The following is a 21029-nucleotide window of genomic DNA, read 5'->3' as shown; positions in this document are numbered from 1 at the left end:
AAGGCTGTTAAAGATGCAAGCCTAAGGCATGCATTACGTTAGGTTAAACTGTACCAAGCTGAAAAAACAACCGGTAATGCTAAAAGTGCCATTAATAATGGAATTTTTAACGTTTTAGTTTGTTTTGCGTGTAGCGCCTTTAGTGCGTTAGTTTCGTTGCACGCTGCTACTTTATCGATATAAAAATAACCCGAATCGAGATACTGCTTACAGTTATTCTCACTTGCTGGAATCGCAATTAGTTCTTGTTGTTTTTTTAGGATGTAAAAATCCATAAGCCCACCGCATTTCTTGCTAGTAATCGATATTAATTTGAGGATAAATGTGACGAATTTATTTGCCTCAAATAAAAAGGTTGGCGATTTTAAATATAAACAGCACTAAAGATCAACCTAAAATTACACTATTTGTCATTTATCGTACAAATAGCGAATATTAATGAAGTTCGGCAATATTTGAGCCAATTATTTACTCGTTTCACTGTGTTTTTGTTCAGTAGAAAGGGCTTTTAGGCCATTTTACTTGTTGCGAATTAGTAATACTTATACGTAGGATTAATGGTTTACCTGGTAATGCCAAAGCAATACTTTTTTAGCAATATATATAAAATGAATGATATTTTTTTAAGTTCTGGGACTTTGTATTTAACCGATCAAAACCATTATTAAAACCCAATTTTGTAAACCCCCTTTACAGTTTTTATCTATTCGTATTTTGTTACAAAATAATTGTATTTTTCAATCTAAAAAACTAAGTGAACATCACCCTAAAAATACGGTACTTGGTCGCTAATTTATTGAAGCTAACTGGTATATTTGTCAAAGTACGCTCACAAAATTATATTAGGACTAACAATGAAAAAAATAGGTCTTACGCTAAGTGCTTTTGTATTGCCGTTCGCAATATCGAGTGCAGCTATGGCGTCTTCGGTTGAGCAAACAAAAGGTTCTTTTGTTGATAAATTTCGTCAATTAGACGAAGCACTTCCTACACCCAATGTTTATCGTAGTGCCGCTGGCGAACCCGGTGAAAAATACTGGCAGCAACGTGTAAATTACGATATTGATGTGAAGCTAGATGAAAAAAAGCACCGCATTACCGGTAGCCAAAGCATTGAATATAAAAATAACTCACCACATACGCTTAAATATTTATGGTTACAGTTAGATCAAAATATTTTTAAAAGTGACTCTATTGCCGAAACAACTAAAACGTTTAAAAGCACTTTAGAAAGCCTACCAGCTCAAAAGCCCGCTAAATTAAGTTTAGGCGACTTACGCCGTCAGCAATTTATGAGCGACAACGAACTGGGTTATACAATCAGTGGCGTAAAAGATGACGATGGTAAAGAGCTACGCGTAACTGTAGTTGATACCTTAATGCGCATCGATTTAAACGAGCCATTAAAGCCAGGTAAAGAAGTAGAATTTAGCATGAACTTTGCCTTCAACATTGTTGAAGAAGATGCAGTGGGTGCACGTTCTGGTTACGAGCACTTTGAAGAAGACGGCAACGACATATTCTTAATTGCTCAGTGGTTTCCTCGTTTAGCGGCTTATACCGATTACGAAGCATGGACAAACAAGCCGTTCTTAGGCTCTGGTGAGTTTACGCTTGAGTTTGGTGATTACGATGTTGAGATTACTGTTCCGGCAGATCACATTGTATCGGCAACAGGTAAACTTGATAACGCGAGCAAAGTACTTACAAGTACTCAGCGCAAACGTTTAAAGCAAGCCGAAACATCTAAGCGTCCTGTGTTTATTGTTAACGCAGAAGAAGCGCTAGAAAACGAAAAAGAGGGCACCGACAAAACTAAAACGTGGCACTTTAAAGCGCAAAACGTACGTGACTTTGCTTGGGCGTCGTCTCGTAAGTTTATGTGGGATGCAAAGGGTTATCAGCAAGGTGGTGACGTTCAACCTTTAGTTATGGCAATGTCGTTCTTCCCTAAAGAAGGTGGTGACTTATGGGAGAAGTACTCAACTGAAGCGGTAGTACACACAATGGAAGTGTACTCTAAGTATTCTTTTGACTACCCATACCCAACTGCGCAATCGGTAAATGGCCCTGTTGGCGGTATGGAATACCCAATGATTACCTTTAACGGCCCGCGTACTAAGTTACAAGATGATGGTACACGTACTTATTCTCAAGCTGAAAAGCGCTTTTTACTTGGCGTAGTTATTCATGAAGTGGGTCATATTTACTTTCCAATGATTGTTAACTCAGATGAGCGCCAATGGACGTGGATGGATGAAGGCTTAAACAGCTTTTTAGATGGCGTTGCTGGTCGTGAATGGGATCCTACTATTCCTTGGGGTGTTGAGCCTCGCGATATAGTGAGCTACATGAAGTCTGAAAACCAAGTACCTGTTATGACTCAGTCAGACAGTGTATTACGCTTAGGTCCTAATGCTTATACTAAACCTGCAGCAGCCCTTAATATTTTACGTGAAGTAATTTTAGGCCGTGACTTATTCGACTTTGCATTTAAAGAGTATGCTCAGCGCTGGAAATACAAGCGCCCTACTCCAGCTGATTTTTTCCGTACAATGGAAGAAGCCTCTGGTGTTGATTTAGATTGGTTTTGGCGTGGCTGGTTTTACACCACAGACCATGTAGATATCTCTTTAGATAAAGTATATCAACTACGTTTAGACACTAAAAACCCTGATATTGATTACAGCCGTTTACGTGATATTGAAGCAGACAAACCTACTTCATTATTTGTTGAGCGTAACCGCGCACAAGGTAAAAAAACATGGGTTGAGAAAAACTCTGATGTTACCGATTTTTATGACGAAAACGACCGTTTTACTGTAACCAATAAAGAACGTAACTCGTACAATAAGTTTTTAAAAGGCTTAGAGCCGTGGGAGCGTAAAACGCTTGAGCGTGCTTTAGAAGAAGATAAAAACTATTACGTTATGGAATTTTCAAACCTTGGTGGTTTGGTAATGCCTATTTTATTAGAGCTAACATATGAAGATGGCACTAAAGAAGAGCGCTATATTCCTGCTGAAATTTGGCGTCGTAATTATAAAAACGTTCAGAAGCTGATTGTTACCGATAAAAACAAACCGCTTGTATCAGTTACTGTCGATCCAGGCTGGGAAACAGCTGACGTAGATGTTGAAAACAATAACTACCCTCGTCGTATTATTCCTTCACGTATTGAAGTGTTTAAAAAGGAAAAGAGTAAAGCTAAAGTAAGTCGCGATATCATGCAAGATATTAAAACTGAGCTTAAAACTGATGAGAAGAAAGACGAAAAGGATGACGGTGAGGAGCAGCAATAATGCGCTTTTTGCTTATTATTGTTTGCCTTTTAGTTGCTGCGCCAAGTATGGCGCATCAACTAAAGTCGTCAGTTACAACCGTGCTTTTTAATAAACGAACGCATAATGTTGAATTAATGCATCGCTTTTATTTACATGATACCGAACACGCCGTAGGAACATTATTTAAAGGCAAAATTGATATTATTAGTAATAAAGCCGACCAACAACGTTTTGCTAAGTATGTTGAATCGCATGTTGCTCTACAAACGCTAAGTGGTGAACCTTTACCACTTAACTTTGTGGGAGCACAAGTTGATGGTAAGTTTTTTTGGGTTTACCAAGAAGCACCAATTCCTGAAAACATTGAAGGAATTAAAATGAGTAATGGCGCACTTCGTGATTTATGGCCATCTCAGGTAAATATGGTAAACGTTGAGGGCAAAGGTAAGATTAAAACTTTAAACTTTGCTCAAGATGATACTTGGCTCGAAGCCCACTTTGAGCAAAATTAATATTTAAAACTTCCCCAACCGACGCGCACAGCAGTTGTTTATGTGCGCGTTTTCTTCATACGTTTAAACTGCGTTCATGTTTGATCTGTTATTTGTAAATTTACGTAAAATTTGTGAGTTCAATTTGTATATTTACCTTTTTTTGCGCATGATATATCAAGCACTTAAATTACTTTGTTATCAATAGATTGATAATGTTGCGTATTAATATTTAAATATAGTTAGTTTCATTTATCCCTTTGTATTTACCGGCCTAGGGCATAAGCAGTAGAGAATTTTATGTTTAAATTTCATTTAGTAATAACTAAATTCAGGGAATGATATGACTACTCAGGTTGAGGCTATTTTTGGAGTGATTTTTGATTTAGATGGAACATTGGTTTCATCAGAATTAGATTTTGCATTAATAAAGGCCCAAATAGGTTGCCCTTGCGAGCAAGACTTACTTGATTACATTGCTCAGTTGCCCTCACCGTATATGCGTGAAGAGGCAATGAATATAGTTCACCAACACGAATTAATAGATGCACAACATGCCAGTATATTACCTGGTGTGAGTGAAGCTATTCATGCTTTAAAGTCTAAAAATATTCCGATGGCGATTGTTACTCGCAATTTTGATAAAGCAGCGGCAATTAAATTACAAAATAATCCACTCCCTATCAGCACAGTTTTAACGCGAAGCGATGCCCCAGCAAAGCCAGATCCCAGCGCTTTAAATGCCATTGCTACACTTTGGAACATTAACGCCAGAAATTTACTTTATGTAGGCGATTACCTTTACGACATTCAAGCTGCGCACAATGCAAATATGCGCGCGTGTTTATACGCTCCAGAGTCAACGCCTGCTTATGCCGATCAGGCAGATTACGTTTTACATGACTTTGTTGAATTAGTGACATTAGTTGAGAGTTATTCTGAAAAAATAGAGTTATGTTAAATAGCGTGCTATTTCATTTATTCTGAAATGAGTATGTAGTTATAAAAGTTTTTATTAATCAAGTTTGCCCATTGCGGAGCTAGCCCAATACGTTTTGAATTGGTAAAATACCGCAAAACGTAACGTATTCATTAGGGGCACAAAATGGGCAGAGCATTTGTAGTTCGTCAAAGTTCTATGATCAAAACAGCCAATGCAAAAACAAAAGTAAACTCAAAGTATGGTAAAGAGATTTACGTTGCAGCAAAAAGTGGCGATCCCGATCCCGAAGTAAATCAAACACTACGCCGTCTAATCGAAAAAGCTAAAAAAGACCAAGTACCCGCACACGTTATCGATAAAGCAATTGAAAAAGCAGCCGGTGGCGCGGGGGAAGATTACTCTGTTGCCCGTTACGAAGGCTATGGCCCAGGTAATTGCATGGTTATTGTTGACTGTTTAACTGACAATCCGAACCGTACAATTAAAGATGTACGTTTGCCATTTACTAAAACAGACTCAAAAATTGGTACTCCGGGCTGTGTAGCACATATGTTTGATCATTATGCGGTACTTGGCTTTGCAGGCGATGACGACGAAATAGTATTAGAAGCATTAATGATGGCTGATGTTGATGTTAGCGATGTTGAAGCCGAGGACGGTAAAATATCGGTATTTGCACCACCAACAGAATACTTTAAAGCTAAAACAGCCCTTGAAAACGCATTTGAAGGCATTAACTTTGAAGTAGACGAAATTACGTTTATTCCTCAAGTTAATATTGAAATTGAAGACGAAGAAGTTATTGCTAACTTTGATAAGTTTATAAATATGCTTGAAGATTGTGACGATGTACAAAATATTTATCACAATGCCATTGTAAAAAATTAGATTTAATTAGCTAAAGCTTTAAAAAGCGTGTTTTGTGTATGCAAAACACGCTTTTTTACGTTTGAATAAATGTTAGATATTCATGTGTATTATCTATATACCTTTAAAATGCCTTAAAAGTAATGTTATTCTAATTTTAGGCGATAAAAAACCAGCTTAAAAGCTGGTTTAGCACTTAATCTGAACTTTGCTTAAGCGGTTAAAGCGTATTCGTTTTTTGTGCTTTATATTTTATACGGTAGCTATGTAGCAGTGGTTCAGTGTAACCACTAGGTTGTGTTACCCCCTCCAAAACCAGTGCAAGTGCAGCTTGAAACGCAATGCTGTTATTAAGGATTTCTTCGTTTATTGCCATGGGTGTATACGCAGTGTCATGCTCGTTTTGACCATCAACTACTTTGGCCATTTTAGCCATTGTTGATTTTATTTGCGCCTGTGAACACACGCCATTTAGCAACCAATTAGCTATATGTTGGCTTGAAATACGCAGTGTTGCTCTGTCTTCCATTAGCCCGATATGGTTAATGTCGGGTACTTTTGAGCAGCCAACGCCTTGATCAATCCAACGTACAACGTAACCTAAAATACCTTGTGCGTTGTTTTCAAGCTCACTTTGAATATCTTCTTTTGAAAGCGTTTTAGGGTCTGTCATTAGCGGCGGTGTAAGCAGGTCATTAAGGCTCGCAATAGTACGTTTAGCTATACTTTGCTGCTCAGTAAATACGTTTATATCGTGATAATGCATTGCATGCAGAGTAGCGGCTGTAGGGGAGGGCACCCATGCTGTATTAGCGCCTGATTTAGGGTGAGCTTGTTTTTGCTCCATCATTAATGCCATTTTATCTGGCATTGGCCACATGCCTTTACCTATTTGTGCTTTATGACTTAAGCCACAAGCAAGGCCAATATCGACGTTGCGATCCTCATAAGCTTGTATCCATGGTTGCTGCTTAATCTGTGCTTTTGGAAGCACAACACCCGCTTGCATAGAGGTATGAATTTCATCGCCTGTGCGGTCTAAAAATCCAGTATTTATAAATACAACACGCTCTTTAGCTGCATAAATACAGGCTCTTAGGTTTACAGAAGTACGGCGTTCTTCATCCATAATACCCATTTTAAGCGTGTTTTTAGGTAAGCTTAGCGCTTCCTCTACTAAGCTAAATAAAGTGTTAGTAAACGCCACCTCTTCAGGGCCATGCATTTTTGGTTTTACTATATTAATACTTTGCGCGCTTGAGTTTTTTATACCTGTTTTTTTATTTAGGTCGTGCAGGGCAGCGGTGGCAGTAAACATCGCATCCATAATGCCTTCAAATACCGGTTGATTGTACACATCGGTAATCGCAGGATTCGTCATTAAATGGCCAACGTTTCTAACAAACATCATGCTACGGCCTTTTAAAGTAACGGTGCCACCATCAAGTGCGGTGTATGTTTTATCACTTTGCAGAGTACGCTCTACAGTTTTATCGCCTTTTTTAAACGATTCAACTAAGTTACCTTGCATCAAACCAAGCCAGTTTTTATAAACTTGTACTTTATCTTCTGCATCTACCGCAGCTACAGAATCTTCACAATCCATAATGGTTGTAAGCGCGGCCTCTAACACTACATCTTTTAAGCCTGCTTTATCTGCTTGGCCAATAATGTGGTGGTGATCGATATGTAGCTCTATGTGTAAATCATTGTTTTTTAATAACACTACGGTTGGGTTTTGTGCTTCACCTTGATAGCCAATAAGCTGAGATGGGTCAGCTAATGTGGTTTGAGAGCTATCACGCAAGGTAATTAAAAGTGCGCCATCTACTACTGAATAATTAGTGCTTTCTATATGCGAGCCATTAGTGAGCGGCAATGCTTTATCTAAAAACTGGCGAGCGTAGGCCATTACCTTAAAACCACGAACAGGATTGTAGGTATTGCCTTTTTCGGCTCCATCGTCTTCGCTTAACACGTCTGTACCGTATAAAGCGTCGTATAACGAACCCCAACGTGCGTTAGCGGCATTGAGTGCAAAGCGTGCGTTACTTACAGGCACAACCAACTGAGGGCCTGCTGTAAGGGCTACTTCGGGCTCTACATTTTGGGTTTCAATCTCAAAGTTGGCAGGCTCTTTTACTATGTAGCCAATATCTTGCAAAAAGGCATGGTACTTAACGCTATCCCACGTTTTATTAGCAAGATGGTAGTCATCTATTTGCTGTTGAAGCAGTTCTCGCTTTTCAAGCAGTGCCTTATTTGTAGGGGTAAGTGTTTGAACTATATGTGCAAAGCTTTGCCAAAATTGATGCTCACTTAAGTGAGTGCCTGGTAGTAATTGATTTTTAACAAAATCAGCGAGTTGTGTGTCTACGCTGAGTCCTGAATGTGTGAGAGTGTGGGACATAATTGCCTTCCTTAAACGGTCGCGATGTTGTTGTGTGCTTATGCGTTAAGGCAACAATAACTCAAAAAGGCAATGTTGAGTGCTTTTTAGTCATTCACAAAATGTATAGCCACAATAACAACTATAAATTTACTAAATCTAGAAAAGGAGCCTAATGTTGAATCAAGCGAAACGGAGCACACACTCCTAGCCACTCTCACAACATTAAAATAATTTACACACTCGTTCGAAGGATTTTATTATGACAACATATCAACGCGAAACAGACACACTCTCTACTCTTTGCCAATCACAAGGCAGCACATGGAAAGCTATTAACCCTGAATACGCAAGCCGTATGCGTTTACAAAACCGTTTTCGTACAGGGATTGAAATTGCGCAATACACAGCAGACGTAATGCGTGAAGATATGGCTGCATATGACGCCGACACAAGCCTGTACACCCAATCTTTAGGGTGTTGGCATGGCTTTACTGCCCAACAAATGATGATGGCTATTAAGCGCCATCAAAAAACAACTAAACGCAGCTATGTATACTTAAGTGGCTGGATGGTTGCAGCACTTCGCTCTGCATTTGGTCCGCTGCCAGATCAAAGCATGCACGAAAAAACATCGGTACCTGCATTAATTGAAGAAATTTACACATTTTTAAAGCAAGCTGATGCACGTGAACTAGACCACTTGTTTAACGACCTAGATGCAGCAAAAGCGAATGGCGGTGACGTTCAAGCTGTTATTGATAAAATAGACAACTTTGAAACTCATGTTGTGCCAATTATTGCTGATATTGACGCAGGTTTTGGTAACGAAGAAGCAACTTACTTACTGGCTAAAAAAATGATTGAAGCCGGTGCGTGTGCCATTCAAATAGAAAACCAAGTATCTGACGCCAAACAATGTGGTCACCAAGCGGGTAAAGTGACCGTTCCACACGAAGACTTTTTAGCAAAGATTAACGCAGTACGTTACGCCTTTTTAGAACTTGGTATTGATAACGGTATTATTGTGGCACGAACAGATTCATTAGGTGCAAGCCTTACTCAAAAAGTACCTGTGTCGCAAACACCAGGTGACTTAGCAAGCCAATACAATGCATTTTTAGAAACGACGCCAATTAACGGTGTCGATGACTTGAATGAAGGCGACACAGCAATGAAAATTAATGGCCAGTTATGTAAACCAACTCGCCTAGATAATGGTTTATTTCAATTTCGCGAAGGCACTGAAAAAGACCGCGTAGTACTAGATTGTATTACGAGCTTGCAGTCGGGCGCTGATTTACTGTGGATTGAAACAGAAAAACCTCATGTTAAGCAAATTGCAGAACTGGTAAATCGTGTAAAAGAACACGTGCCAAATGCAAAACTGGTATACAACAACTCGCCTTCGTTTAACTGGACGCTTAAGTTTCGTGAGCAAGTGTATCAAGAGTGGGAAGAAGCAGGCCGTGACCTTAGTGCTTACCCAAGCCTTGGCGACAATAAAGGCCTTATGGCACCAGAAATGGATGCAACAGAACTTGCGCAAGCAGCCGATTTACTAGTGCAAAACTTCCAGCGCGATGGAGCACGTGAAGCAGGTATTTTCCATCACTTAATTACTCTGCCTACGTACCATACAGCTGCGCTAAGCACTGATATTTTATCAGAAGGTTACTTTGGCGATATGGGTATGCTGGCTTATGTACGTGATGTACAACGCCAAGAAATTCGCCGTGAGCAAGCTTCTGTTAAGCACCAAGACCTAGCAGGGTCTAACATGGGCGATACGCACAAAGAATACTTCTCTGGTGATAACGCGCTAAAAGCCGGTGGTGAAGACAACACCATGAACCAGTTTTAATTCCTAACTAGATAGTGTTACTCAAGGGCCAATAGGCCCTTTTTTATTGCTTTAAGTAAAGTTAGAACATTGAAGCATAATTACAGATCAGACTTTAACTAGGGCGTGTTGATCTTTGTGGATTGAAATTTGTTCAATCTAGGGGCGATTAAATCGCGGCGCGAGGTTTGTAACCTAGTGGGCTAAGTAAAAACCGAGCAACAAAGAGTTTATCGCCCCTAGAAAGAACCCAAAGGGCAGCGCATGTTTGGTATTTATGCTACGTTATCGCCTATTCATGGGGAATAACCACACTACATAAGCTCCGCCTTGCCTAAAAACCAAACATACTGCTGCAAATTAACCCACCAAAGTTCAACACGCCCTTGCCAAATAATTTTGGATCACTATTTAACTACCTGAGTGGATTTACAGATCAGAGTTTAACTAACCTTTCATAAAACGGCATATTTGGGGTGATTTTGCTGTAAAAAGCGTTTACAACAACTTTAAAAGGCAGGTAAGTGACTGATTTTTGCTTTAATAGGCAAACTTAGCGAATTTATAAACCGATTTTTTACTAACTTCTCTGTGCTATAAAACAAAATTTTACTAACTGATAGGCTATAAACAGTGACTCAAACCGATTTTTTACCAACTCAAGTTACAAAAAATGCTATAAACCGAAATTTTACTAACTGAAGTTTTAACTAAGTCCGATATTTAACTGTCACAGAAGTGTAAAGGGGGTTTACAGTTTGAATACTAAGGCGGTAAATACAAAAGCCACTTATTTGAAGTGGCTTTTATTTGAGCTATAAATTTATTACCCAGAGTTTATTTAGTGTGTTTATCAAACCACCATTGAATATAAGCTACTTTAGTCATTAAGTTTGATGGGCAAGCTGTAATACCATGCGATGCATTAGGAATGCGCACCATTGCAGTATCAACGCCTTGTAGTTTTAATGCCTGATAAAACTGCTCAGTTTCTGATATTGGTGTACGGTAGTCAGATTCGCCAGTGAGCAACATAGTAGGAGTTTTAACGTTTCCAACATAACTAATAGGCGAGCGCTTCATGTAATGCTCGATGTGATCCCACGGTTTACCCGGAAACCAGTAATCAGCAAAAAACGGGTAAAAATCGGCAGTTAGTACAAAGCTGATCCAATTAATAACAGGCTTAGCAACTACAGCCGCAGCAAAGCGATCGGTATGACCTACAATCCAAGCTGTTAATACACCACCGCCAGAGCCACCGGTTACAAACAATTTAGACTCGTCAATAAAGCCTTTCGCTATTAGCGCATCAACGCCAGTCATTAAATCATCAAAATCGTTACTTGGATAATTATGATGAATAGTTTGTGCAAACTCTTTACCGTATGAATCACTGCCACGTGGGTTCATGTATAAAACCACATTTCCTTTGGCTGCAAACAGCTGAATTTCAGCGCTAAAGTGTGGACCGTAATTAGCTACTGGACCGCCATGTATTTCTAGTATTAGCGGATATTTTTTGCTGCTGTCAAATTCTGGTGGGTAAGCAATCCATCCTTGAATAGGTAACTCATCGTGACTTGATTTAATCCAAATTTCTTCCACTTTAGCCAAAGCTTTGTCGCCCAGTGCATCTGCATTAAGGGTAGTTAAACGCTGCGCTTTACCGCGTTTAATTGTTGCTATATCAGCAGGGCGCTGAGTATCGGCAAGGGTAAAGGCTACTTCGCCATCTTCGCTTACATCAAAGTCACCACCAGAATAAGGGCGACCAAAGGCAACACTGCCAATTTGAGTTGTTATTATTTTACGCTTGCCGCTGCGTGGTTGATAGGCGAGGGCGGTTTGACCTTTATCTGCATAGCTAAAGTATATGCCTTTGGAGTTTGCACTCCATTTTATTTGACCTACGCTACGATCAAAATCTGGCGTTAAGCTTGTTGTGTTACCTGTTTTTAAATCACGAATATAAAGCTGAGCGTTTTCGTAGTTAGTGCGTTTATCATCGTAACCTGTGTACGCTAAGTAACGACCATCGGGCGATACTTTAGGCTGCTCGTCAGGTCCGTTTCGGTCAGTAACTTTAGTTATATTTTGTGTGGCTAACTCGATTTGATAGATTTCATTGTTTGTGGGTTTTAGCTGGTTGTTTGTGTGCCTGTTCGCAGAAAAATAAAGCGACTTACCATCGTTACTAAAACTTACATCGCCTGCGTTATCAAATTCATCATCAGTGAGTTGTTTGGCATTACCACCGTTAGCATCTATGGAAAATAATTGGCTAAAACCTTTTTGCGTGTAACCGCCACCATCTGAACGGTAATACACATCATCAATAAATTTTGCGGGCTCTGCCCAGGTTGCGCCTTTTGGTTTGCCTGGTAAGCTCACTGGCGCTGAATTAGCGCTTGGAACAAACATGCTAAATATTAATTGGTTAGAATCAGGGCTCCATGTAATCGAACGTGGACTACTCGTTAAGTTACTAATTTTTGCCATAGCACCTGTTTTAAGCCATTTTATATATATTTGGCTGCTGCCATCGCGAGTTGATATAAACGCAAGGCGTTGACCATCAGGAGAGAGGACTGGCGAATAATCCATATGCACGCCAGAGGTTAGCGGTTGCATTTGTTTGGTTTTGTAATCAACAGACCAAATATTACCAACTTTGCGATCTGTTTTTATATCCATGCGGTTACGCACAAAATAAACAGTTTTACCGTCTTCGGTTATATCTATTTGATTGGCATATTCTAAATTAAACACGTCTTGCAGTTGTAGTGTATTTGTTTCAGCGTAGGCTAAATTGCTACAGCCTAAAATGAGGCTAAGTGTTAAAAGCTTTTTCATTTTAATCCCTGTTGTTACTTTTTTTAATTTGCTAAGTAGTTATATGTTAGGGATTATTAAATTAACAGTAGGATGCGATGAAGCTCTTATTTAACTCTATGAGTTAAAGCTGTAAAGGGGGTTTACAGCTTCTATTTGAGGTTGTGTAAAAGTTTAGTTAGCTGAGTTACAAAGGGCTTTTATATCTTTTATAAGCGCTATGCCATCAGCGTTGTCGCCATGTACGCATAAGCTATGGGCGTTGAGCGTTAGTTTTTTTCCAGTTCGTGTTGTCACGCTGCCATCGGATAAAAGCTGAGTTACTTGTTTTAGTAATGCAGCTTTGTTGTGAACGCTACCCTCAAGTGTTCGTGACACTAAATGCCCGTCGTCGGTGTACTGTCTGTCGGCAAATGCCTCGAGTACTAAATCAACTCCTGAGCTTTTAGCTATTTGAATGTGCTTATTGGCATTTTTAGTCGCTAAGACCATTAGTTTCAAATCTATTGGGTACCTGGCAATTGCATTTATAACTGTTTGTAATATTTTATCATCAGCCATCATGTCGTTATAAAGTGCGCCATGCGGTTTAACATAGCTAAGTGTTAAACCTTGTACTTTTGCCATGCCCTCAATAGCGGCTATTTGATAATGCAGGCAATTTGTAAGCTCTTTTTCGCTAAGTACCATTGAGCGCCGACCAAAGCCTTGCTTATCTGGGTAGCTTGGGTGAGCACCAATTTGTACGTTATGTTGCTTGGCAAGTACAAGAGTGTTTGTCATTACGTCGGCATCACCTGCATGGAACCCACACGCAATATTAGCCATATCAATATGTGGCATAACGTCATCGTCTAGCCCCATTTTCCACGCGCCAAAGCTTTCGCCTAAATCACAATTGAGTTTCATATTAGTGCGCCTTTTGCGGTTTTATTGTGACAGGTAATACGCCGTTAGCCGGTGCTTCTCCTAGTAACACTTTTGCAAGTGCGGTAAAAGCGGGACCAGACACAATATCGTTTTTATCTACATCAATATTATATGCGTAAGATGCAAGTACAGCATTTGCATAATTGCCAAATTTAGCAATGTCGTAAGGCGCTCTTAGGCTTATAAAAACAGTGCTTTTATTACTCTGCTTTGCCATCTTTAATAATGACTCAAGTGCTTTTGGTTGCTCTGCATTATTAAGTGCAAAATTAGGATCGTCTTTTAAATCATCCATACCGCCAATTTCTACCGCACTTTGATTAGGCGTTGCATTGCCGGCTATAACTACATCAGCAGCGTGTATTTGTGTTTTAGCTTGTGCAGGGTTAAACCCTTGTAGGCTGCTACAGCTATAGTTTAGTTTTTGCTGGCTGGTAGCTTCAATCGCTTGCTGCATTGCCATACATTTACGCGTGTCTGGCATAATAATATGAACATTACTTCCTGCTTTTAAATTAAGTGGCAAAGTACTGTTATTATTTTTAACCTGCGTTATTGCCTCTACAGCAAGCTGCGCTTCTATTTCGCGATGTGCTGCACTGCCGATTGTTTGCTTTGCATTTATGAGCGCGGTAATAGGGTCAAAATTAGTGCTTAATCTAAATTTATTTTTAAGCGTAATTATACGCATCGCTGATTGTGCTACTTCTTGCTCGTCAAGTTGGTTTGATTTAACCGCTGCAACAAGCTCTTTAATAAGGTCATCGAGCTTGTTTAAATCATCCGGCGTTCTAATTTCAACGGGCATTAGGGCAATGTCAGCCCCAGCCGCAAACGTATTTATTACCGCTTGAGTTGGTGTGAAAAAGTTACTAATGCCAGCCATATCAAGCGCATCAGTTACTACAACACCTTGGTAATTAAGCTCACCACGTAAAATATCAGTAATGATTGCACGCGACATTGTTGCCGGTTTTATCATAGTTTTGCCATTAACACTTATGAACGTTGTGCTATCGAGGGCAGGGTATTGAATATGCGCCGTCATTATCATGCCTGGGTTTTGCTTGGCGATAATGTGCTTAAACGGTGCTAAGTCTTGCTCGTAAATAACTTCTTTTGCATGGTTTACTTTAGGCAAACCTGTATGGCTATCTACATTTGTATCGCCGTGGCCTGGAAAGTGCTTTAACGAGGTAATAACACCGTTGTTCTCAAATCCTGCAACCTGTGCGGCGCCCAATTTACTCACTAATGCTGGGTTTTCACCAAACGAGCGTACATTAATAACAGGGTTATCGGGGTTCATGTTTACATCAACCGTGGGCGCGTAGTTTACATTGATACCCAGCGAGTTTAGTTCTTTAGCTATAACAGTTGCTGTTTTTGTCGCAAAGCTCGTACCGTGTTTTTTGTAGGTTGCGCCAATCGACATATTACCGGTAAATGAGGTGGCAACATCGCGTGGTAAACGCGCTACACGTCCGCCTTCTTGATCTATTGATATAAATAGAGGCAGCTTACTACTGGATTTACTTGCAGCTGTTTGCAATTGGCTATTAAGCGTAATGGTTTGTTCTATTGATTGGGTATTTTCAGAAAATAAAATAATTCCACCAATATCGTATTTAGCAATAGCGGTAGCAAGCTCATTAGGTAACTCGGTCATTGGAGTTCGGCATTTATTACTTGCTCCTTGCTGGCAAAAGTAGCGAAAGTCGAGTATTAACTTTTGCCCAAGTTGTTGTTCAAGAGAAAGCACGGGTTTAGCAAGCGAGGATTGTAATGGCATTAAACACCCAGATAAAAAAACGATAGACGGTACAATACACTTATTTAGCAAAACACACTCCAAGGCTAAAAAGTAGATAAATGTATGCAGCTTAACTACTTTTTAAAGTAACTGCAAAAGAAGGTTTTCTTTACAAAAACCATTAACGTATTGTAAAAATTGAAGAAAAATTATAGTTTTGAACTTAGTGTAAAGTTATATTTTTTCTGGCTTTATTGATATTAGGTAATAAATTTTTAATAGGGTGTAATTGCAGGCTTTATGCTCAATTATAGGTGCAAGTATTGAATGCCTCATACTTAGGATGGCATTCATTTTCGAAAGAATTATTAATAGCCTTAATCTTCGATTTCTTATTTTTCATTTAACGATTACAGCCTTTATTAGTACTTTAGTAAGTCGCTTTTATTCTACCTACCAAGCACAAAAGGAGCAGTTAAAAACTTACACTAAAAATAACTATGCCTGCGCTAATAAACTAGCATCAACAACTTATACTCTTTAGAATCAGCAATGCAATAACCTGCCTATTCAACTAAAAATCATCTTGAAAAGACAATATTGTGGCGCGTTTAGGTAGAGAAGAATTTGTATTTTTTTACCTAATAAGAACAGCAAAGTGCGCAAAATAGCAGAGCGATTACGTCAAGCCGTTGAGTCTATAAATACGTAAACTATTGGATTTATAATAATTCCTATTGGCATTGCAACTTGGTCTGAGCATAGTAACGAAATAGACCAAGTTTACAAATGTGCTGACAAAGTACTTTACCATGTTAATAATATGGTAGTTGTAAGTGCATTGTTGCTGATTAAAAGTGTGTTTCGATAGGTGAGTAATCAATTGCAACTTCTACATTGCTCACTGAGCTATAATTGTTTAGATCTTTAGATAATCCTGCAATATCAACATCCTTTTCAACAAGTAATGTGTAATTGTGAGCTGTCGACTTAACTAACTCATAATTATTTTTTAACTCATCAGGCAAAGTATCGGTATTTAATGTAATGGTAAGAGTACCTTTTACTACACCTTTTTGCTTTAAGTTCTGATTATAAATAACGTCGCCTTTAAATAACTGCTCAGAGTTAAAAATAAGCTTATCACCAGATGAATTTATGCTTTTAGATGCTTTTTTCATAATACCTTGACTGCTTTCTTTTTTAGGGAAAATAGTGTCAGTTTTCTGGTTCTTAGATGGTTCTTTTATAATGATTTCTGCTGTTTTAGGTAGCGCCTGAGAGTTGTTAACCTCTGTTTTTTCACTGTTATTACATGCAGATAGTAATAAAGCTGCAATTATTGGCACTGAACTTGTAAAAATTATTTTTTGCATTCGTTTACCTTTGTTTACTTTTCTCTAAATTTAAAGCTATTCAGCTTCATTCAAGTATGTATATTAACAACTTAACTATGCGTTTACATAAAATAATCAATTAAAAAACATTAAGTGTTTTAATATAATAAATACAAACAGGTGGATACATGTCTCAATTTAAATTAACAACTATTGCCATGGTTGTAGCATCAACATTAGCAGCAGGTGAGCTAACCGCCGCTGAACAAACTCGATTTTATGATGTAAGTGCTACAAATGCAGTTACTCAGGGTACTTCTTTAGCTGCTGTTCAGCAGAGAACCTTAGCCGAACGCGCCACTGTATCGGGTCAAAAATCTATTTACGATGCACAAATGGGTAAAGCAACATTTTTATGGCAAGCAATAGGTCAGCGTAAGCCTGACATGGCTTTAATCGCAGCTGATAACCGTAATCAATATGCTGCTGACTTTTATATTGAAACTTTAACAGGTATTAGTAATCGTAAAACAACAGCATCTTCTGCTGTTATGGTTGATTTATCAGAGCAAAAACGTGGTTCTATTAGTGCTAAATATAAACAACAAGTAAACGGTGTAGAAGTTTTTAACCGCGAATACAACTTGTTAATGGATAAAGAGTACAACCTAGTAGCAAGCTCGGGTTATTTTGCTGATACGTCGTCATCTAAAAATAAACTTGCTGCATTAACGGGTTTTGTAAGCTCTGAGCAAAGTATAAAAAAAGCATTTAGTGAATTAGCAAATATTGATGTCTCACTTCGTAAAATTGGTAATGAAGGTGGATATGCAAAATATGAGGCTAAATCATTAGATGACTCTAAGATTGTTTTAGGTACACCACGTGCAAAAGAAGTGTTTTTTGAAGTTGCAGGCGAGCTTAAATCTGCTTACTACATTGAAGTAGAAGTAGCAGAAGTTGGCTCTTTAGAAAGTGACTACTTTAGTTATGTAGTAGATTCGAATAACAGCAAAGTATATTTTGCGAAAGATTTGAAATCTCATGCAGCTGACTTTAATTACCGTGTTTACGCTAACCAAGATGGCTACCCAATGGAAAGCCCGCACGGTGACGTAATTCCTGCAGATGGCCCAGGGCAAGTAGACGAGACTGAGATTTTAGACGCGCCAATGGTATCTCTATCTTACTACAGTAAACTAAGCACAATGGACCCATGGTTAGCTGATGATGCAACGACAACATCAGGTAATAACGTATTTGCTTACGCAGATGTGGTTGCACCTCAAGACTTTAGTGAAGGTGACTTTACCGCTGAAACAACAGCAGACTTCACATTTGACTACCCTTATCAAGTAGATGAAGTTGCAAATAGCTACGCAAACCGTAAAGCGGCTATTGTTAACTTGTTTTATATGAATAACTTTTTACATGATTTTTTCTATGATCATGGTTTTGATGAAACGTCAAATGTAGCTCAAGTATCTAACTTTGGTCGTGGCGGCGTAGAAGGTGACCCGATTGAAGCACAGGCTCAAGATAACTCAGGTCGTAATAACGCAAATATGTCTACGCCAGCTGATGGTGCTAGCCCACGTATGCAAATGTACTTGTACAACAGTAAAGATGCCGTTGTTGGTGTAGATTTTGGTATTACAGTAACTTCACATGACTCTTTAGGCCTTTTAGCTTCAACAAAAGAATCTGGCTTTGGTAAATACCAATTCAGTGATGTGGCTGCAGAAGTTGTTCGTTTAGATGATGGAAATACAGTAGATTCAACAAGCGTGAATGATGGTTGTGAGCCTGCTATAAATGCAGCTGAACTAGCGGGTAAAATTGCAATTGTAGACCGTGGCTCATGCTCATTTACAATTAAAGTAAAAAATGCACAAGATGCAGGTGCGATAGCAACTATCGTTGTTAATAATGACCCAGATACGGCAGAACCGGCACCAATGGGCGGTGAAGACGATACTGTAACCATTCCAAATATGGGTTTAAATTACGCTGATGGTCATGCAATGTATGACCTAATTGATGCTCGTGAAGTTGTTACTGTTAACATGTTTACCAAAGCAACATTAAAAGATGGTACGTTTGATAATGGTATTATTGCTCATGAATGGGGTCACTACATTAGTAACCGCTTAGTCGGTAATTCATCAGGCCTTATTAACTTCCAAGGCCGCGCAATGGGCGAAGGCTGGGGCGATTTCCACTCATTAATGTTTATCGCTAAAGAAAGCGATATAAATATCACAGGTAACGATAAGTTCCAAAAAGCATATGGTAGCGGCACATTTGTAGAAGACTTCTACTTCGGTATTCGTCGTCTTCCTTATTCAACTGATACAGATGTAAATGCATTATCGTTCCGACATATTACTGAAAATGCTGGTGCTGATATTGGTATTTCACCAACAAGCGTGGCTTCTCCTCATGCTGCCGGCGAAATTTGGGCAACTGTATTATGGGAAAACTACGTAACGCTTATTAACGAGCATGGCTTTAATGAAGCACAAACTCGAATGGCAGATTACTTAGTTGCAGGTTACAAATTAACACCTATAGCACCAACCTACACTGAAGCACGTGATGCTATTTTAGCTGCTGCCTATGCAGTAGACCCTGCTGATTACAAGTTAATGGTAGGCGCATTTGCTAAACGTGGTATGGGTCTTGGCGCAGTATCGCCAGATCGTTTCAGTGAAGACCTTACTGGTGTAGTTGAATCAGATAAAACACAGCTTTCTAGCTATGCTTTTGCAAGTGCTGACTTAAACAACATGTACAATGGTACAGAGCTTGGTTTTTGTACTAACGACAATATTTTAGATAAAGGCGAAACGAGTACGGTTAGCGTAACAATTACTAACCGTGGTAGTGAAGTACTTAGTGGTACAACAGCACAACTGACAGTTATAAGCGATCATGATGTAACATTTGAAAATGATGGCCTACTTACTTTTGGTGAAGTTCAACCGTACGAAGCAATAACAAGTAACGATATTAAAGTTACTTTGAACGAAGCGGGTACAGCTGAAACACTAGAAATTGAAGTCACATTCCCTGAAATTGAAACGGATGATGATATCGTTGAAGCGCTTGATCAAACACTTACGTTTGAAGTAAATATGGGCTTTAAATCAGAAACGCCTGTTGGAGCTGTAGTTTCAGATGATATGGAAGTAGCAAGTTCATCACTATTAGATTTAAAAGAAAACGTAATGTTTGGTGGTGATTTAGCTGCTGGCACTCAAGTAATGGATAATAGTAGTAATATTGCATTCTTTGAACAAGGTGGCTTTGGGCTAGGCACACAAGCAATGCGCCTTGTAAATAATGGCTTCCAATCGGATGTAGCAGTAGAGAGCAAGTCATTCGAAGTCGGTTACTCTGGCGACTTTGAAATTTCATTCTGGCATTTCTATAGTATCGAGGAAAACTGGGATGGTGGTGTTGTAGAAGTTAGTGTTAATGGTGGTGACTGGGTTGATGCTACTGAAATTGGCGGCACATTTGATGTTGGCTATGACGCTGTTCTAATCGAAAACGGTTCTCAAGAGCTTCAAGAACGTGAAACATACACAGGTAATAACGTACAAGATAGTGGCGCGTATGGTAATTATGAAACTATCAACTTTGGTGATGCTCTAAACGGCAACTTAGTAAAGGTACGCTTTAGAATTTCATCAGATGGCGCAGTAAGTGATTTAGGTTGGTGGATTGATAACCTAACTATGTCTAACGTTTTATCTCCTGTATTTTCAGAACTTGTAGCGGGTGATTCACTAGCATGTGATAACGCAGCTCCACTTGTTTTAGTCGAAAGTGCATCAGCGGAAATTACTGAATCTGCTACAGGAACAATTACAGCAACAGCGTCAGATCGCAATGGTCAAACACTAACTTATGCTTGGACTCAGGTTAGCGGTAGTGATGCTACGCTCACTGGTACTGATACAGCAACTTTGAGCTTCACACCTGCAGCTATTACTGCAGATGAAGAGCTTGTTTTTGAAGTTGCCGTAAGTGATGGTGTAACAACTGTGACTCAACAAAGTACTGTAATGGTAAAAAATGAAGCGGTAGCAACAGTGCCTGTAACAGAAGCAAAATCTAGCGGTGGTGGTAGTTTTGGCTTTATAGCTTTATTACTTACTCCATTAGTATGGTTTAATAGACGTCGTAAAAACGTTAGTAAATAAGTTTAAATAACATCCCGTCGTCTCTAAACACATGACGGCTTTAATGAAAGGCCAGTAGCTTTTGCTTCTGGCCTTTTTTATAAACTTAGTGTGATGTTTTTAGTCCTGACCTCATATTAACTTTTTCATGGCCATACACTTTGACT

Annotated in this window: 12 protein-coding genes; 6 read left to right on the top strand and 6 right to left on the bottom strand. The window is 39.1% G+C overall.

Annotation, left to right across the window (positions count from 1 at the left end):
• Positions 1–38: 38 nt before the first annotated feature.
• Positions 39–275 carry a hypothetical protein gene (locus tag GQR38_RS14360; RefSeq protein ID WP_002959190.1) on the bottom strand — a complete coding sequence of 79 codons (237 nt, stop codon included), beginning with the start codon at positions 273–275 and terminating at the stop codon, positions 39–41.
• Between the two features lie 579 nt (positions 276–854).
• Here GQR38_RS14360 and GQR38_RS14355 point away from each other — a divergent pair.
• The 4 genes from GQR38_RS14355 to GQR38_RS14340 all read left to right on the top strand — a co-directional run bounded on the left by GQR38_RS14355 (position 855) and on the right by GQR38_RS14340 (position 5606).
• Entirely contained in the window at positions 855–3302 is a 2448-nt protein-coding gene (locus tag GQR38_RS14355; protein WP_165721980.1) for a M1 family metallopeptidase, read from the top strand.
• A complete protein-coding gene (locus GQR38_RS14350) occupies positions 3302–3796 on the top strand; it encodes a DUF6702 family protein (protein ID WP_165721981.1) in 495 nt (164 codons plus the stop codon). The genes GQR38_RS14355 and GQR38_RS14350 overlap by 1 nt, the downstream gene beginning before the upstream one ends.
• A 322-nt stretch (positions 3797–4118) precedes the next feature.
• Positions 4119–4736, top strand: coding sequence for an HAD family hydrolase (locus tag GQR38_RS14345; RefSeq protein WP_007583617.1), 618 nt, complete (start codon positions 4119–4121; stop codon positions 4734–4736).
• Between the two features lie 144 nt (positions 4737–4880).
• The gene (locus GQR38_RS14340) at positions 4881–5606 is read left to right on the top strand and encodes a YebC/PmpR family DNA-binding transcriptional regulator (RefSeq protein ID WP_101216042.1); all 726 of its coding nucleotides are present in this window, start codon (positions 4881–4883) and stop codon (positions 5604–5606) included.
• A 199-nt stretch (positions 5607–5805) separates the two neighbouring features.
• Here GQR38_RS14340 and GQR38_RS14335 read toward each other — a convergent pair whose 3' ends face one another.
• Positions 5806–7995 (bottom strand): malate synthase G, encoded by a 2190-nt coding sequence (locus tag GQR38_RS14335; protein WP_165721982.1) that lies wholly within the window; start codon positions 7993–7995, stop codon positions 5806–5808.
• A 241-nt stretch (positions 7996–8236) separates the two neighbouring features.
• Between GQR38_RS14335 and GQR38_RS14330 the strand changes: the two genes are divergently transcribed.
• Entirely contained in the window at positions 8237–9838 is a 1602-nt protein-coding gene (locus GQR38_RS14330; RefSeq protein WP_165721983.1) for an isocitrate lyase, read from the top strand.
• 816 nt (positions 9839–10654) lie between these two features.
• On the opposite strand, the gene GQR38_RS14325 is transcribed toward GQR38_RS14330, so the two are convergent.
• The 4 genes from GQR38_RS14325 to GQR38_RS14310 form a co-directional block, all read right to left on the bottom strand.
• Positions 10655–12673: a S9 family peptidase gene (locus GQR38_RS14325; protein WP_165721984.1), complete on the bottom strand. Its 2019-nt coding sequence runs from the start codon at positions 12671–12673 to the stop codon at positions 10655–10657.
• Between the two features lie 153 nt (positions 12674–12826).
• Positions 12827–13561 carry a 5-oxoprolinase subunit PxpA gene (locus GQR38_RS14320; RefSeq protein ID WP_165721985.1) on the bottom strand — a complete coding sequence of 245 codons (735 nt, stop codon included), beginning with the start codon at positions 13559–13561 and terminating at the stop codon, positions 12827–12829.
• A 1-nt stretch (position 13562) separates the two neighbouring features.
• On the bottom strand, positions 13563–15374 hold the full coding sequence (locus GQR38_RS14315; protein ID WP_101163547.1) for a glycoside hydrolase family 3 protein: 1812 nt from the start codon (positions 15372–15374) through the stop codon (positions 13563–13565).
• Between the two features lie 812 nt (positions 15375–16186).
• Complete coding sequence (locus GQR38_RS14310; protein ID WP_165721986.1) at positions 16187–16711, bottom strand: hypothetical protein; 525 nt, start codon at positions 16709–16711, stop codon at positions 16187–16189.
• A gap of 149 nt (positions 16712–16860) precedes the next feature.
• Between GQR38_RS14310 and GQR38_RS14305 the strand changes: the two genes are divergently transcribed.
• Positions 16861–20883 carry a rhombosortase-dependent M36 family metallopeptidase gene (locus GQR38_RS14305; protein ID WP_165721987.1) on the top strand — a complete coding sequence of 1341 codons (4023 nt, stop codon included), beginning with the start codon at positions 16861–16863 and terminating at the stop codon, positions 20881–20883.
• Positions 20884–21029 lie beyond the last annotated feature (146 nt).

Origin of the sequence: Pseudoalteromonas sp. c7(2019), from assembly GCF_011378625.1 — a bacterium.
GTDB classification, from domain to species: domain Bacteria; phylum Pseudomonadota; class Gammaproteobacteria; order Enterobacterales; family Alteromonadaceae; genus Pseudoalteromonas; species Pseudoalteromonas arctica.
Note: the sequence above shows the minus strand (reverse complement) of the source record. Positions and strands in the feature narration are given on the sequence as shown.

What these genes read in the sequence shown, in the direction of transcription:
- GQR38_RS14360 (WP_002959190.1), bottom strand. Translation starts at nt 275, where the DNA reads ATGGATTTTTACATCCTAAAAAAACAACAAGAACTAATTGCGATTCCA.
- GQR38_RS14355 (WP_165721980.1), top strand. Translation starts at nt 855, where the DNA reads ATGAAAAAAATAGGTCTTACGCTAAGTGCTTTTGTATTGCCGTTCGCA.
- GQR38_RS14350 (WP_165721981.1), top strand. Translation starts at nt 3,302, where the DNA reads ATGCGCTTTTTGCTTATTATTGTTTGCCTTTTAGTTGCTGCGCCAAGT.
- GQR38_RS14345 (WP_007583617.1), top strand. Translation starts at nt 4,119, where the DNA reads ATGACTACTCAGGTTGAGGCTATTTTTGGAGTGATTTTTGATTTAGAT.
- GQR38_RS14340 (WP_101216042.1), top strand. Translation starts at nt 4,881, where the DNA reads ATGGGCAGAGCATTTGTAGTTCGTCAAAGTTCTATGATCAAAACAGCC.
- GQR38_RS14335 (WP_165721982.1), bottom strand. Translation starts at nt 7,995, where the DNA reads ATGTCCCACACTCTCACACATTCAGGACTCAGCGTAGACACACAACTC.
- GQR38_RS14330 (WP_165721983.1), top strand. Translation starts at nt 8,237, where the DNA reads ATGACAACATATCAACGCGAAACAGACACACTCTCTACTCTTTGCCAA.
- GQR38_RS14325 (WP_165721984.1), bottom strand. Translation starts at nt 12,673, where the DNA reads ATGAAAAAGCTTTTAACACTTAGCCTCATTTTAGGCTGTAGCAATTTA.
- GQR38_RS14320 (WP_165721985.1), bottom strand. Translation starts at nt 13,561, where the DNA reads ATGAAACTCAATTGTGATTTAGGCGAAAGCTTTGGCGCGTGGAAAATG.
- GQR38_RS14315 (WP_101163547.1), bottom strand. Translation starts at nt 15,374, where the DNA reads ATGCCATTACAATCCTCGCTTGCTAAACCCGTGCTTTCTCTTGAACAA.
- GQR38_RS14310 (WP_165721986.1), bottom strand. Translation starts at nt 16,711, where the DNA reads ATGCAAAAAATAATTTTTACAAGTTCAGTGCCAATAATTGCAGCTTTA.
- GQR38_RS14305 (WP_165721987.1), top strand. Translation starts at nt 16,861, where the DNA reads ATGTCTCAATTTAAATTAACAACTATTGCCATGGTTGTAGCATCAACA.